We start from the raw sequence: 14031 nt of genomic DNA on the forward strand, positions 1-14031 counted from the left end.
ATTGCCGCCGCAGCCTCCGACTCGACGCCAGAGGAACAGATCGATGCAGCCCATGGGCTTATGCATGCCGCGCTTAAAGCTGAGTTGCTCCAGCGCATCCACAGTCAGACCCCGTCATTTTTCGAAAAGGTCATCGTCGATTTGCTATTGGCAATGGGCTACGGGGGCACCCACGAGCAAGCTGCGCTAAAACTGGGGAAAAGCGGTGACGGTGGCGTGGATGGCGTCATTGATGAAGACCGATTGGGGCTCGATCGCATCTATGTGCAGGCAAAACGCTATGCCGCCCATGTGAGTGTAGGGCGACCTGAGGTGCCGGGGTTTGTGGGCAGTTTGGTCGGGCTTGGCGCGACCAAAGCGTCTTTGTGAAAACCTCGAGTTTTAGCAGTCATGCGATTGAATACGTTAAACATTTACCACAACGCGTCATTCTCGTCGATAGCGCTCGTCTGTCTGACTTAATGGTCGAACATGACGTTGGAGTCCGGCTAAATCGGACGATTTTCTTCAAGCGGCTTGACGAAGATTTTTTCTCTGACGAGTGACACTGATGAACCTTTGTTAGAGAAAATATTGGTCGGAGCGAGAGGATTCGAACCTCCGACCCCCTGCTCCCGAAGCAGGTGCGCTACCAGACTGCGCTACGCTCCGGCCATGGCCAAGGGTTAAAACTTTGGGATTTTGATTTCAAGAGGCGGCTGCGGCGCCTTGGGGCAATTTTTGCCTCAGGCGTCGCCGTCTTTGCCTGCCAGACCTTCGACCTTGGCGCGCATGCGTTTGCGGTCGAACAGCCGCATCCAGGTGCTGATCCGCGGCGTGGTGCCGCCGTCATAGCGCGAGCGGGTTTCCAGAACGGGGCGGTTTTTCGACAGGCCGGGGCGGTCTTCGCGCAGCACGATGTAGACGCCTGCAAGGGTGATCACGGCGGCGCCGACGGCGGTCCATTGATCAATGCTTTCGTTGAAGAACAGCGCGCCAAACAGGATCGCCCAGATCATTTGCGAATATTGCATGGGGGCCACGATGATCGCAGGCGCATGGCGATAGGCCGCGATCATGAAAAGACCAGCCACCAGCCCCAGCAAGGACATCGTCGCCATCAAGCCAAAATGCTCAATCGGAATAGGCACATAGACAAAGGGCAGCGCCACGGCCATCACCACAAAGTTCGCCACCATCGGGTAGATCATTAGCACGATCGAACGTTCGGCGTGGCCGATCTTGCGCACGATCACCGAAGTTGTCGCCCCAAGGAAAGCCGCCGCCAGCGCCGAAAGATGCCCCAGCCCCAAGGGCACTTGCCCCGGCCGCAGCACGATCATCACCCCGATCAAACCGACCAGAATAGCAAGCCCGCGATGGATGCCGATTTTCTCGCCAAGGATCGGAATCGCCAAAAGCGTGATCAGGATCGGCATGGCAAAGATAATCGCATAGCATTGCGCCAAGGGCAGCACGGAAAAGGCGTAAAATCCGGTGATACCGTTCAGCACCGCCGCCAAGGTGCGCAGCGCGGTCCAATAGGGATGTTTCGGGATCAGGTTGCCGTCGCTGTTGTCGCTCATCAGCATGATCGTCACCAAGGGAAAGCCCAAAAGCCCGGTGAAAAAGATCAGCAGAAACGGGCTATAGCTTGCCCCCAGAAATTTGACCAAAGTGTCATTGCTGGCATAGACGGCAAAGGCCGCCAGCGAAAACAACGCGCCGCGCAGGTTTGATTGGACAACTTGCATAGGAGGATCCGCTTGGGCTGAGAGGAGACGCCCCACACCTCTTGCAATGCTGGGCAAAGATCAAGAGGCGCTTTGCCAAAACCGCAAAGGCTTGGCCGAAAACCAGGCCCTAAATGGCGCTGGTTTTCGACGATTTTTTGGCGTTACAGGCTTGCGTCCAAGGCGGCGATAATCGCGTCGCCCATCTGGCTGGTCGAAACCGGGGTGCCGCCTTCGGGGCCCATCAGATCGGCAGTGCGCACACCGTCTGCCAGCACTTTTTCAACGGCCTTTTCAACGCGGGTGGCCTCGTCCAGCAGGCTGAACGAATAGCGCAGCGCCATGGCAAAGGACAAAACGCAGGCGATCGGGTTGGCCTTGCCTTGTCCCGCGATGTCGGGGGCCGAACCGTGCACGGGCTCGTACAGCGCCTTTGGGCGGCCATTGGCCATTGGCAGACCAAGCGAGGCCGAAGGCAACATGCCCAACGATCCGGTCAGCATCGCCGCCATATCCGACAGCAAATCGCCAAACAGGTTGTCGGTGACGATCACGTCAAACTGCTTTGGCCAGCGGCACAGCTGCATCGCGCCTGCGTCGGCATACATATGCGACAGCGCCACGTCAGGATATTCTTTGTCGTGGATTTCCTGCACGACTTCGCGCCACAGGATGCCCGATTCCATCACATTGGCCTTCTCCATCGAGCAGACCTTGTTGCCGCGCTTGCGTGCCAGCTCGAAGGCCGAACGCGCGACGCGGGCAATTTCGCTTTCCGTATAGCGCTGGGTGTTGACGCCGACGCGCTCGTTGCCTTCGGTGAAAATGCCGCGCGGCTCGCCGAAATAGATGCCCGAGGTCAGCTCGCGCACGATGACGATGTCCAGACCGGCAACTACGTCTTTTTTCAACGACGAGAAATCCGCCAGCGCGTCAAAGCATTGTGCAGGGCGCAGGTTGGAAAACAGATCCATTTCCTTGCGCAGGCGCAGCAGGCCGCGCTCTGGTTTCACCGAGAAATCCAGCACATCGTATTTCGGACCGCCAACAGCACCCAACAGAACCGCGTCAACGGCTTGGGCCTGCGCCATGGTCTCGTCGGTCAGCGGCGTGCCGTGGGCGTCATAGGAACAGCCGCCGACCAAACCTTCCGAGACGTCAAATGTGACGCCGCGCTTGGTGTCAAACCAAGTGATGATCTTTTTGACTTCGGCCATGACTTCGGGGCCGATGCCGTCGCCAGCGAGGATAAGAAGGGAAGGATTTGCCATTGTCGGCTCCACGTTTAAAGGGTTGCACGTGGCCTAGCCAATGCCGGGCCAAGGGTCAAGCCGCGCGACGGCCCTCGCTTTGGCAAAAGCGGTGGGTTCTGCGGGGAAAATGAGAACAAAAGGTGATTTCTTTTGCCGCAAGCCGGTGTAAACTGCGGTATGATCAGCGATCTGAATCACTGCTTTCCGCTCCGGCGCGGGCGTGTCCACGAGGTCTTTGGCGCTGCGGCCTTTGGCTTTGCCGCCGTGGCCTGTGCGCAGGCGCGCGGTGATCTGTTGTGGATCACCGAAGGCTGGCGGGCCGAGCGGATCAACCCGCTGGGGTTGGCTGCGTTCTTTGACCCCTCGCGGTTGCTGATCGCCCAGACCAAGGATCAGACCGAGGTTTTGGCCGTGGCCGAAGAGGCGCTGCGCGATGGCTGTATCGGCTTTGTGGTGCTGTCGCTGACCCGGCCGCTGGATCTGCGTGAGGGGCGGCGTTTGCAGCTTGCCGCCGAAAAGGGCCGCGCCACGGGGCTGTGCCTGATCCCCGAAGGCATGGGCAGCAATGCCACGCAAAGCCGTTGGCAGGCCGTGCCGCTGCTGGGGGCGAATGCGGACTCGACTCTGATGCGGTGGCAAATTATTAAGAACAAAGAGGGAACAATAGGGGCTTGGAATGTTCGGTGGGATGCAGCGGCGCATCGTCTCGATGTGGTTTCCACGGTTGCCAAGCGACCGTGTTCTGCGCCTGCGCCCGCTTGACGCCGCCTTTGCGCTGACCCAGCGACAGGCCAATACCGACAGGCTTTATTGCGTCAATCTGCGCGCGCGGCGGTTGGGGCTGCATCCGGGGATGTCCTTTACCGATGCGCATGCGCTTTGCCCTGATCTGATCAGCCAGCCCGCAGACCCCCCTGCGGATGCGCGGTTTCTGGCGATGCTGCGGCGCTGGGCCACGCGCTATTGCCCTTGGGTCGGGGTCGAGGCTGGCGATGGGCTGGTGCTGGATATCACCGGATCGGCGCATCTTTTGGGCGGCGAGGCGGATCTGCTGGCCGATATGCGGGCGCGTTTGGCGCGGGCGGGCCTTGCGGTGCAGATCGGCCTTGCCGACACCCGAGGGGCGGCTTGGGCGCTGGCGCGGCATGGCGAAGGGGTGGCGCAGGCAGGGGCCGGGCTTGCGGCGATTGGCGGGCTGCCGGTTGCGGCGCTGCGGCTGGATCCGGGGCTGGTGGTTGGCCTGCAACGGCTGGGCCTGCGCCATATTGCCGATCTGGCGGCAGCGGCGCGTGCGCCCTTGGCGCGGCGCTTTGGGCCTGAACTGATGCTGCGGCTGGATCAGGCCTTGGGCGCGCAGCCCGAGCAAATCTCGCCCCAGCAAGAGCCGCCGCATTACGGCGTGCGGCTGACCCTGCCCGAACCGATCGGCCTTGCCGCTGATGTGATGGCGGGCACGGCGCGGCTGCTGGATCAGCTTTGTGCCAAGCTGAAGGCGCAAGCAATGGGCGCGCGGGTGTTGCAGCTGACGCTGCGGCGGGTGGATCAGGCCAATCAGCAGGTCGATCTGCGGCTGGCCGGGCCCATGCGCGACCCTGCCCGCATTCTGCCGCTGTTTGCCCGCGGGATCGAGTCGGTCGATGCAGGCTTTGGCATTGATCAGCTGCGGCTTGAGGCGGTGCAGGTCGAAGCCTTGGCCGCCGAGCAAAGCAGCATCAGCCTGCATCTGCGCGCAGGCCATGTTGCGCCCCCGCGCAAGGATGGCTTGGAAGATCTGATCACCCGCATCGGCACCCGCATCGGGCTTGAGAATGTGCAGCGGTTTTTGCCCGCCGACAGTCATATTCCCGAACGCGCCTTTCTGATCGCACCTGCGGCCTATTGCGCCCCCGAGGCTGGCTGGGTTGCGCTGCGCCCACGGCCCTTGGTGCTGTTTGCGCCCGAACCAATTCAGGCCAAAGGCCCGCAGCCGCCGCGCGCTTTTCGCTGGCGGCGGATGGCGCTGACCACGGCGCGCGCCACAGGACCGGAACGCATCGCGCCGGAATGGTGGTTGGATGATGAAAACTGGCGTCACGGTCTGCGCGACTATTGGCGGGTGGAAACCCACGAGGGGCGGCGGCTTTGGCTGTTTTACACGCCGCAAAACCCCAATTGGTGCGTGCAGGGGGAATTTGCATGACCCAAGCGCCGTCTTATGGCTATGCCGAGCTTTGCGTCACCTCGAATTTCACCTTTCTGACCGGGGCGTCGCACCCCGAAGAGCTGGTGGCGCGGGCGGCGGAACTGGGGCTAGAGGCGATTGCCATCACCGACCGCAATTCGCTGGCGGGGGTGGTGCGCGCCTATGCGGCGCTGAAAGAGCTGCGGCGGGTACGCGAAAAGGGCCTGCCGATCCGGTCGCAATCGCAGATCGACCCCACCTCGCGCACGGAAGTTGGCGCGCCGCAGAATATTGCGGTCGCCCCCATGGCCAAGCTGCCCCGGCTGATCGTTGGGGCGCGGTTGGTGCTGCAAGATTGCGCGGTGGAATGGCTGGCCCTGCCCACCGACCGCGCCGCCTATGAACGCCTGTCGCAGCTGCTGACCTTGGGCAAACGCCGCGCGCCAAAGGGCGAATGCCATCTGCTGCGCGCCGATCTGCTGGTGGGCTGTCGCGGCATGATCCTGATTGCCTTGGCCTGCGACCCTGCAACGGCCTTGCCCAGCCTTCAGGCGATGCAGCGCGCCTATCCGGGCTTTGTGTTTCTGGGGGCTGCGCCGCGCTATGACGGGTCTGATCAGGCTTGGTTTCAGACCTGCGCTGATCTGTCGTTGCGCGCTTCTGCGCCGATGGTGGCGGTGGGCGATGTGCTGATGCACCGCGCCCAGCGGCGGCAATTGGCGGATGTGCTGATCTGCATGCGGATGGGCTGCACCATTGACCAGATCGGCACGCGGGCGCTGCCCAATGCCGAACGGCGGCTGAAAGGGGCGGCCGATATGGCGCGGCTGCTGCGCAACCATCCGGCCGCGCTGCGCCGCACGCTGGACATCGCCGCGCGCTGCAGCTTTTGCCTAAGCGAGCTGAGCTATGAATACCCAGACGAGGTCTCGCGGCAGGCACCGCCACAGGCGCGGCTGGAACAGCTTACGCGCGAAGGCTTGCAGCGCCGCTGCCCAAAGGGCATCCCAGACCGCTATGCCCAGCTTGCCGACAAAGAACTGCGCATGGTCGGCGAGCTGGGCTTTGCCGCCTATTTCCTGACCGTGCATGACATCGTGCAGTATGCCCGCGGCATCGGGATTTTGTGCCAAGGCCGCGGCTCGGCGGCGAATTCGATCATTTGCTGGGCGCTGGGCATCACCGATGTCTCGCCCGATCAGATCGGCATGGTGTTTGAACGCTTTATCTCGAAATATCGCGGCGAGCCGCCCGATATTGACGTCGATTTCGAACACGAGCGCCGCGAAGAGGTGATCCAGTGGATCTATGAAAAATATGGCCGCGACCGTGCGGGCCTTTGCGCCACCGTGATCCATTTTCGCACCCGCGCGGCGATTCGCGAGGTGGGCAAGGTCATGGGCCTAAGTCAGGATGTGACGGCGGGGCTTTCTGGGCAAATCTGGGGGATGTCGGGCAAGCAGGTCGACCCCGCCCGCATTGCCGAGCTGGGGCTTGATCTGCGCAACCGCCGCCTGATGCAAACGATCCAGCTGATCGGCGAGATCATCGGCTTTCCGCGCCACCTAAGCCAGCATGTCGGCGGTTTCATCATCACCAAAGGCCGGCTGGACGCGCTTTGCCCGATTGAAAACGCCGCGATGGAAGACCGCACCGTGATCGAATGGGATAAGGACGATATCGACACTTTGGGCATTCTGAAGGTCGATATCCTAAGCCTTGGCATGCTGACCTGTCTGCGCAAGGCCTTTGATCTGATGCAGCAGCACCACGGCCACCGCCCGACCTTGGACAGCATTCCCCAAGAAGACCCTGCCACCTATGACATGCTCTGTGTGGCCGATGCGGTGGGGGTGTTTCAGGTCGAAAGCCGTGCACAGATGAACTTTCTGCCGCGCATGCTGCCGCGCACCTTTTATGATCTGGTGATCGAGGTCGCCATCGTCCGCCCCGGCCCGATTCAGGGCGGGATGGTGCCGCCCTATATCAAGCGCCGTCAGGGCTTGGAAAAGGTCAGCTTTCCGTCAAAGGCGCTGGAAGGCGTGCTGGGCAAGACGCTTGGGGTGCCCTTGTTTCAAGAACAGGCGATGCAGATCGCCGTAGTCGCGGCAGGCTTTACCGCCGAAGAGGCCGATCGTCTGCGCCGCTCGCTTGCCAGCTTTCGCAAGCTTGGCACCATTGGCGGCTTTCGCGATCAGTTCATCCAAGGCATGTTGACCAACGGCTATACCCCCGATTTTGCCGCCCGCTGCTTTGCCCAGATCGAAGGCTTTGCCGAATACGGCTTTCCCGAAAGCCATGCAGCGGCCTTTGCGATGCTGACCTATGTCTCATCTTGGCTGAAATGCCATCATCCGGCGATCTTTGCCTGTGCTTTGCTGAATTCGCAGCCGATGGGGTTTTATGCACCGGCGCAAATCGTGCGCGATGCGCGCGAACATCAGGTCGAGGTGCGGCCGATCTGCGTGAACAACTCGGCTTGGGACAATCATCTGGAACGTCGCGGCGATGGCAGCTTGGCGATTCGGCTGGGGTTTCGCCAGATCAAGGGCTTTCGCGCCGAAGATGCGGGCTGGATCGTGGCGGCGCGGGGCAATGGCTATCCTGACCCCGAAAGCCTGTGGCTGCGGGCAGGGCTGGCGCCCAGCGTGTTGGAACGGCTGGCCGAGGCCGATGCCTTTGCCGATATGGGGCTGACGCGGCGCGATGCGCTTTGGGCGGTGCGCGCGATCCGCACGCCAGCGCCCTTGCCGCTGTTTGCCAATCCGCTGGACGGCGAGGGCATTGTGGAACCCGAGGTGATCTTGCCGCAGATGCATTTGGGCGAACAGGTGGTCGAGGACTATGTCTCGATGCGGCTTAGCCTGCGCGCGCATCCGATGGAACTGCTGCGTGCCGGCATCCAGGGCCTGACCCCGCATTCGGAATTGACCAATGGCCCGCCGCGCTTTGTTTCGGTCTGCGGGCTGGTGATCACGCGGCAAAGACCGGGCACGGCGTCGGGGGTGATCTTTTTGACGCTGGAAGATGAAACCGGTGTCAGCAATGTGGTGGTGTGGCCGCGGGTCTACGAGCGGTTTCGCCGCAGTGTGATGGGGGGGCGGTTGCTGCGCATCTCGGGGCGGCTCGAACGCCAAGGCATCGTGGTGCATCTGATCGCCGATCAGATCGAGGATCTGTCGCAGCGTTTGTCCGAACTGGGGCATCCGATGCAAGAGGCCGTTGGCATCACCCAGCCACAGGCCGATGACGCGCCGCGCCCGCCACGCTATCCGCCCCGCGCCTATCATCCGCGCGATCAGGCCAAGCGCTTGTTTCCCAGCAGAGATTTCCACTGAAATGCAAAAAGCCCCCGTGAGGGGGCTTTTGCGTTCGCAAATGCAGTTGTGGTGAGCCGGACGGGATTCGAACCTGTGACCCGCTGATTAAAAGTCAGCTGCTCTACCAACTGAGCTACCGGCCCACAACTGAGGCGCTGATTATGAACTTCGGTCGGGGGGGTCAAGGGGCAAAACGCGAAGCTCTGGCAAAAACCTTTCATGGGGGCTATACGCGCGGCATGGAAAACGCAGCAAACCCAAGCCCTATTGGCTTCATGAAGATGCATGGAGCTGGAAATGATTTTATCATCATCGACTCGCGTGGACGAGATTCGGTGGTGACACAGGCGCTGGCCCGCGCTTTGGGCGACCGAAACCGCGGTGTGGGCTTTGATCAGCTTGCCGAGATTCGGGATTCGCAGCGTGGCGACTTTGCTTTGGACTTCTGGAACAGCGATGGCAGCCGGGCGGGGGCTTGCGGCAATGCCACCCGCTGCGTCTGCGATTTCGTGATGAAGGGCTTGGGGCGCGAGCAAGTATCTTTGGTGACCGCGCGCGGCGATCTGCAGGCGCTGCGCCTGGCCGATGGTCGGGTTTCGGTGAATATGGGGCCGCCGCAGCGCGATTGGCACGAGGTGCCGCTGGCACGCGCGGTCGACACCCTGCATCTGCCGCTTGCAGGCGATCCGGTGGCGATTGGCATGGGCAACCCGCATGCGGTGTTCTTTGTGCCCGATGCCGAAGCCGTAGATCTGGCGCATCTTGGCCCCATGGTCGAACATGACCCGCTTTATCCCGAACGCACCAATGTTGAATTTGCCAGCCTGATCGGCCCTGACCATCTGCGCATGCGGGTTTGGGAGCGCGGCGCAGGCGTGACGCTTGCTTGCGGCTCTGGCACCTGTGCCACTGTGGTTGCAGCCCATCTGCGCGGCCTGACAGGGCGGCGGGTGATCGTCGATGTCGATGGCGGCGTGCTCGAGGTTGATTGGCGCGAGGATGGCGTCTGGCTGACCGGCCCTGTGGCCTATGTGTTTGACGGCGTGCTGACCTCTGCCTTTCTGGCCGCGCTATGACCGCGCCAATTTTTGCCACCCTTGGCTGCCGCCTGAACGCCTATGAAACCGAGGCGATGAAGGAACTTGCCGCCGCCGCTGGTGTGCAGGGGGCGGTGGTGGTCAACACTTGCGCCGTGACCGCCGAGGCCGTGCGCAAGGCCAAGCAGGAAATTCGCAAACTGGCCCGCGAAAACCCCGGCGCGCAGATCATCGTGACGGGCTGTGCCGCGCAAACCGAACCCGAAACCTTTGCCGCTATGGCCGAGGTGACCAAGGTGATCGGCAATACCGAAAAGATGCAGGCTGAAACCTGGAACGCCCTGCGCGTGCCCGATCTGATTGGGGCCACCGAAAAGGTGCAGGTCGATGACATCATGTCGGTGCGCGAAACCGCTGGCCATCTGATCGACGGCTTCGGCCGCCACCGCGCCTATGTGCAGGTGCAAAACGGCTGCGATCACCGCTGCACCTTTTGCATCATCCCCTTTGGTCGCGGCAATTCGCGCTCGGTTCCTGCGGGCGTGGTGGTCGAGCAGATCAAGCGGCTTGTCGACAAAGGCTTTCACGAGGTGGTGCTGACCGGCGTCGATCTCACCTCTTGGGGCGCGGATCTGCCCGCCTGCCCGCGGCTTGGCGATCTGGTGATGCGGATCCTGCGGCTGGTGCCCGATCTGGCGCGGCTGCGGATTTCGTCGATCGACAGCATCGAGGCAGACGAGGCGCTTATGGGCGCGATTGCCACCGAACCGCGTCTGATGCCGCATCTGCACCTGTCGTTGCAGGCGGGCGACGATATGATTCTGAAACGGATGAAGCGGCGGCATCTGCGCGACGACGCCATCCGCTTTTGCCAAGAGGCCCGGCGTCTGCGCCCTGATATGGTCTTTGGCGCCGATATCATCGCCGGATTCCCCACCGAAACCGAAGAGATGTTCGCCCAAAGCCTGAAGCTGGTCGAAGATTGCGATCTGACCTTTCTGCATGTGTTTCCCTTCAGCCCGCGCAAAGGCACCCCTGCCGCGCGGATGCCGCAGGTAAAAGGCCCGCTGATCAAAGACCGCGCAGCACGGCTGCGGGCGGCGGGCGATGCGGCCTTGCTGCGGCATTTGTCGGCGCAACAAGGCGTTTCGCACCGGATCTTGCTGGAAAGTGCGCGTATGGGCCGGACCGAGCAGTTCACCGAAGTGCGCTTTGGCACCGACCAAGCCGAAGGCCAGATTGTGACAGCGGTGATCCAAGGTGCCGAGGCTGGGCGGCTTTTGGTGTGAGCCGCCGCCAGCCCGCCCGATGTTGCGGCGGATTGCATTTCTTCGGCCCTCAGACTATCTCAGAGATGACAGCAGCTACCGCAGAGTAAGTGATGAACTGGATTACCAACTACGTGCGCCCAACGATCAACTCGCTCTTCTCGCGCCGAGAAGTGCCTGAAAATCTTTGGACCAAATGCACGGAATGCGGCACCATGCTGTTTCACCGGGAACTGGCGGGCAATCTGAACGTTTGCACCAATTGCGATCACCATATGGCGATCACGCCGCGCGACCGTTTCACCGGCCTGTTTGATGGTGGCATTTTTGTTGAAATCAAAGTGCCGGAACCTGTCGCAGACCCGCTGCATTTTCGCGATCAAAAGAAATACCCTGACCGTCTGAAGGCCGCGCAAAAAGTAACGGGCGAGCGGGATGCGATGTTGCTGGCCGAAGGCGAGATTGGCCGCACGCCGGTTGTCGTCGCGGCGCAAGACTTTGCCTTTATGGGCGGGTCGATGTCGATGTATGTCGGCAATGCGATCATCGCAGGGGCGCAGCGCGCGATCGAGCTGAAACGCCCCTTTGTGCTGTTCTCGGCTGCCGGTGGCGCTCGCATGCAAGAAGGCATTCTTGGCCTGATGCAGATGCCGCGCACCACGGTGGCGGTGCAAATGCTGAAAGAAGCGGGCCTGCCCTATATCGTGGTGCTGACCCATCCGACCACAGGCGGCGTGACGGCCTCTTATGCGATGCTGGGCGATGTGCAGATTGCTGAACCCAATGCGCTGATCGGCTTTGCAGGCGCGCGGGTGATCGAACAAACCATCCGCGAAAAGCTGCCCGAAGGCTTTCAGCGCGCCGAATATCTGTTGGATCACGGCATGTTGGACCGCGTCACCCACCGCAAAGAGCTGCGCGGCGAGCTGATCACCATTCTGCGTCTGCTGACCCGGATGCCGCCTGCTGTGGCCGGTGAATTGCCCGCACCCGGCGAGCTGACCTCAGGAGAGCCTGCGTGACAGCCCTTGGGTCGGATGCCGTTCTTGAACGGATGATGACGCTGCATCCGAAGATAATTGATCTGACGATGCAGCGGGTCGAACGCCTTTTGGCAGCCTTGGGCCACCCCGAGCGGGCCTTGCCGCCGGTGATCCATATTGCCGGCACCAATGGCAAAGGCAGCACTCAGGCGATGATCCGCGCGGGGCTAGAGGCTGGCGGGTCGCTGGTGCATGCCTATACCTCGCCGCATCTGGCGCGGTTTCACGAACGCATTCGGCTTGCGGGCGAGCTGATTTCTGAAGAGGCGCTGACGGCGCTGCTGGATGAATGCGTCAAGGCCAATGGGCCAGATGAGATCACCTTTTTCGAGATCACCACCTGCGCCGCCTTTCTGGCCTTTGCGCGGGTAAAGGCGGATTACACCCTGCTTGAAGTTGGGCTTGGCGGGCGGCTGGATGCGACCAATGTTGTCGATCATCCGATTCTGACAGTGATTACGCCGGTCTCGATTGACCATCAGCAGTATCTGGGCGACACGCTACCAGAAATTGCGGGCGAAAAAGCCGGAATTATCAAGCGTTTGGTTCCCGTGGTTGTCGGTCCACAAGAACCCGAAGGCATGGATGTGATCGAAGCCCGCGCCCTGCGCCTTGGTGCGCCTGTGCTGGCTTACGGGCAGCAATGGTCGGTATCGGAAGAACGCGGTCGGCTGATTTATCAAGACGAAAACGGGTTGCTGGATCTGCCACTGCCCAATCTGCCCGGCCCGTTTCAGATCTTTAACGCAGGTGCTGCGATTGCGGCACTGCGGGCGCTGGGCAAAGATCAGGCGGCTTGCGAGGCGGCAGTGACCAGCGCTTTTTGGCCGGCCCGGATGCAGCGGCTGCGCTTTGGCCCCTTGGTCGAGGCCGCCCCCGAGGTCGAGCTTTGGCTGGACGGCGGCCATAATCCGGCAGGTGGCGCGGCCGTGGCGGACACTCTGGCGCGGATGCCTGCGCGTGAAACCCATCTGATCTGCGGCATGCTGAACACCAAGGATGTGCGCGGCTATATGCACCCGCTTGCGCCGCATGTGACGCGGTTGCACGCGGTCTCGATCCCCGGTGAGAAAAATACCCTCCCCGCTGAAGCGACCTGCGAGGCCGCGACGGCGGTTGGGATCAAGGCCGTGACGGCGGCTTCGGTGGCCGCGGCCTTGACGCAGATTGTTGCCGATTGCCCGACTGCGCGGGTGTTGATCTGCGGCTCGCTTTATCTGGCCGGTGGGGTGCTGCGCGAAAACGGCTAGGGCAGCATAAGGTCAACCCAGACCGGCCAATGCCGCGAAGCTTGCGTCAGAACCGCGGCGAAAGGATCATCGGGCAGCGGGCGCATCACGCCTGCGGCTGTGACGGTCAGTTCGCGCGAGGGCAAAACCACCTCGACGCGCAGGCCTCCGGTATTTGGATAAAGTGCTGTGTCCAAAGCAGAATCGCCAAGATGCCCCATGTCTGGGCTTGCGTTCTGGCCGCGCGGCTCTGGGTCTTGCAGGAGCGGCAAGCGCAGCAGTGCTTGCATGGCATCGGGCAGGCCTTCACCATCGACAGGGTCCAGATTGCTTTGTCCAAGCAGCGCAAAGGGCGGTTCTGGCGGCGGAATTGGTAGCTGTCCGGTCAGCAGCCGCAGCCAAAAGGCGGTCTCGTCATGATTGCGCCGACCATTGCGGTCTTCGGGGCCATCAAACACCGGCGGCGTCGCATAATAGGCCAAAAGCCGCAATCGGTGGCCATCTGGCAGGATGATCGGTACCTCGTAATGCCCCGAAGTTGACAGCCGTTGCATAGCCGGCGTGCCGACAGGGGCCAGATTGTGCGGCAGATCCTGCCACAAAAAACCGCTGAAATCGCGTATCTGTGCGGTGTCAATCGGCAGGCGCGACAACACTGCCATGCCCGCCTGACCCGCAAAACGCCCATAAGCCATTGCATCGCGCGGCTCGCCAAAGCGGCCATTGCCGTCCAGATCCAGACCGGTCGCCACGCCTGTGTTTGGCCGCAACGCCAACAAATAAGGATAGGGTGGTCCGGTGATTTTGGCCGCAAAACTGGCAAGTGTCTGACCACGCAGATCAAAATCAATACCTGTCAGCAAGATCACATCCGCGTTCAGCGTGGTCAAAACCTGTGCTGCGGCCAGTTGCGACGGATCGCTGCCGCGCATCAGCGCTTGCAGTGCCAAACCTGGCCCCTGAGCGGTTAGCTCGGCGTTATAGGTGGCCAGCCGCAAGGGCGCAGCC

General features: G+C 61.8%; 10 protein-coding genes, 2 tRNA genes and 1 pseudogene. 8 read left to right on the top strand and 5 right to left on the bottom strand.

All coding sequences use genetic code 11. The annotated features are described in order from the left end of the window. The first annotated feature begins 153 nt into the window (after window positions 1-153). Window positions 154-545, top strand: a pseudogene (locus tag V7Q10_RS15605) (restriction endonuclease). 29 nt (window positions 546-574) lie between these two features. Here the strand turns inward: V7Q10_RS15605 and V7Q10_RS00460 are convergent. From V7Q10_RS00460 to leuB, 3 genes are all read right to left on the bottom strand, one after another. Then, window positions 575-651: transfer RNA gene (locus tag V7Q10_RS00460), tRNA-Pro, on the bottom strand. A gap of 74 nt (window positions 652-725) precedes the next feature. Continuing rightward, window positions 726-1733, bottom strand: a complete 1008-nt coding sequence (locus tag V7Q10_RS00465) for a DMT family transporter (RefSeq protein WP_333867056.1) — start codon at window positions 1731-1733, stop codon at window positions 726-728. A 143-nt stretch (window positions 1734-1876) separates the two neighbouring features. Next, the gene (gene leuB, locus V7Q10_RS00470) at window positions 1877-2983 is read right to left on the bottom strand and encodes a 3-isopropylmalate dehydrogenase (RefSeq protein WP_333867057.1); all 1107 of its coding nucleotides are present in this window, start codon (window positions 2981-2983) and stop codon (window positions 1877-1879) included. Window positions 2984-3142: 159 nt separating this feature from the next. Here leuB and V7Q10_RS00475 point away from each other — a divergent pair, with 159 nt between their 5' ends. Genes V7Q10_RS00475 through V7Q10_RS00485 form a run of 3 tightly spaced genes read left to right on the top strand, consistent with a single transcriptional unit; the run spans window position 3143 to window position 8464 of the window. Further along, window positions 3143-3727: an ImuA family protein gene (locus V7Q10_RS00475; protein ID WP_333867058.1), complete on the top strand. Its 585-nt coding sequence runs from the start codon at window positions 3143-3145 to the stop codon at window positions 3725-3727. Then, complete coding sequence (locus V7Q10_RS00480) at window positions 3642-5144, top strand: DUF6504 family protein (protein ID WP_333867059.1); 1503 nt, start codon at window positions 3642-3644, stop codon at window positions 5142-5144. The genes V7Q10_RS00475 and V7Q10_RS00480 overlap by 86 nt, the downstream gene beginning before the upstream one ends. Next, entirely contained in the window at window positions 5141-8464 is a 3324-nt protein-coding gene (locus V7Q10_RS00485; RefSeq protein WP_333867060.1) for an error-prone DNA polymerase, read from the top strand. The genes V7Q10_RS00480 and V7Q10_RS00485 overlap by 4 nt, the downstream gene beginning before the upstream one ends. 49 nt (window positions 8465-8513) lie before the next feature. Here V7Q10_RS00485 and V7Q10_RS00490 read toward each other — a convergent pair. Further along, window positions 8514-8589, bottom strand: a tRNA-Lys gene (locus V7Q10_RS00490). Window positions 8590-8685: 96 nt separating this feature from the next. Between V7Q10_RS00490 and dapF the strand changes: the two genes are divergently transcribed. From dapF to V7Q10_RS00510, 4 genes are all read left to right on the top strand, one after another. Then, window positions 8686-9522: a diaminopimelate epimerase gene (gene dapF / locus V7Q10_RS00495; protein WP_333867061.1), complete on the top strand. Its 837-nt coding sequence runs from the start codon at window positions 8686-8688 to the stop codon at window positions 9520-9522. Beyond that, window positions 9519-10772: a tRNA (N(6)-L-threonylcarbamoyladenosine(37)-C(2))-methylthiotransferase MtaB gene (gene mtaB, locus V7Q10_RS00500; protein ID WP_333867062.1), complete on the top strand. Its 1254-nt coding sequence runs from the start codon at window positions 9519-9521 to the stop codon at window positions 10770-10772. Before dapF ends, mtaB begins: the two co-directional genes overlap by 4 nt. A gap of 92 nt (window positions 10773-10864) precedes the next feature. Continuing rightward, on the top strand, window positions 10865-11773 hold the full coding sequence (gene accD / locus V7Q10_RS00505) for an acetyl-CoA carboxylase, carboxyltransferase subunit beta (RefSeq protein WP_333867063.1): 909 nt from the start codon (window positions 10865-10867) through the stop codon (window positions 11771-11773). Between the two features lie 32 nt (window positions 11774-11805). Beyond that, window positions 11806-13044 (top strand): bifunctional folylpolyglutamate synthase/dihydrofolate synthase, encoded by a 1239-nt coding sequence (locus V7Q10_RS00510; protein WP_442885798.1) that lies wholly within the window; start codon window positions 11806-11808, stop codon window positions 13042-13044. Here V7Q10_RS00510 and V7Q10_RS00515 read toward each other — a convergent pair. Further along, complete coding sequence (locus tag V7Q10_RS00515; protein ID WP_333867065.1) at window positions 13041-14021, bottom strand: endonuclease/exonuclease/phosphatase family protein; 981 nt, start codon at window positions 14019-14021, stop codon at window positions 13041-13043. The two genes, V7Q10_RS00510 and V7Q10_RS00515, sit on opposite strands and share 4 nt — an antisense overlap. Window positions 14022-14031 lie beyond the last annotated feature (10 nt).

This window comes from Cypionkella sp., from assembly GCF_036782355.1.
GTDB lineage: Bacteria > Pseudomonadota > Alphaproteobacteria > Rhodobacterales > Rhodobacteraceae > Cypionkella.

What these genes read in the sequence shown, in the direction of transcription:
- V7Q10_RS00465 (WP_333867056.1), bottom strand. Translation starts at nt 1,733, where the DNA reads ATGCAAGTTGTCCAATCAAACCTGCGCGGCGCGTTGTTTTCGCTGGCG.
- leuB (WP_333867057.1), bottom strand. Translation starts at nt 2,983, where the DNA reads ATGGCAAATCCTTCCCTTCTTATCCTCGCTGGCGACGGCATCGGCCCC.
- V7Q10_RS00475 (WP_333867058.1), top strand. Translation starts at nt 3,143, where the DNA reads ATGATCAGCGATCTGAATCACTGCTTTCCGCTCCGGCGCGGGCGTGTC.
- V7Q10_RS00480 (WP_333867059.1), top strand. Translation starts at nt 3,642, where the DNA reads ATGTTCGGTGGGATGCAGCGGCGCATCGTCTCGATGTGGTTTCCACGG.
- V7Q10_RS00485 (WP_333867060.1), top strand. Translation starts at nt 5,141, where the DNA reads ATGACCCAAGCGCCGTCTTATGGCTATGCCGAGCTTTGCGTCACCTCG.
- dapF (WP_333867061.1), top strand. Translation starts at nt 8,686, where the DNA reads ATGGAAAACGCAGCAAACCCAAGCCCTATTGGCTTCATGAAGATGCAT.
- mtaB (WP_333867062.1), top strand. Translation starts at nt 9,519, where the DNA reads ATGACCGCGCCAATTTTTGCCACCCTTGGCTGCCGCCTGAACGCCTAT.
- accD (WP_333867063.1), top strand. Translation starts at nt 10,865, where the DNA reads ATGAACTGGATTACCAACTACGTGCGCCCAACGATCAACTCGCTCTTC.
- V7Q10_RS00510 (WP_442885798.1), top strand. Translation starts at nt 11,806, where the DNA reads ATGATGACGCTGCATCCGAAGATAATTGATCTGACGATGCAGCGGGTC.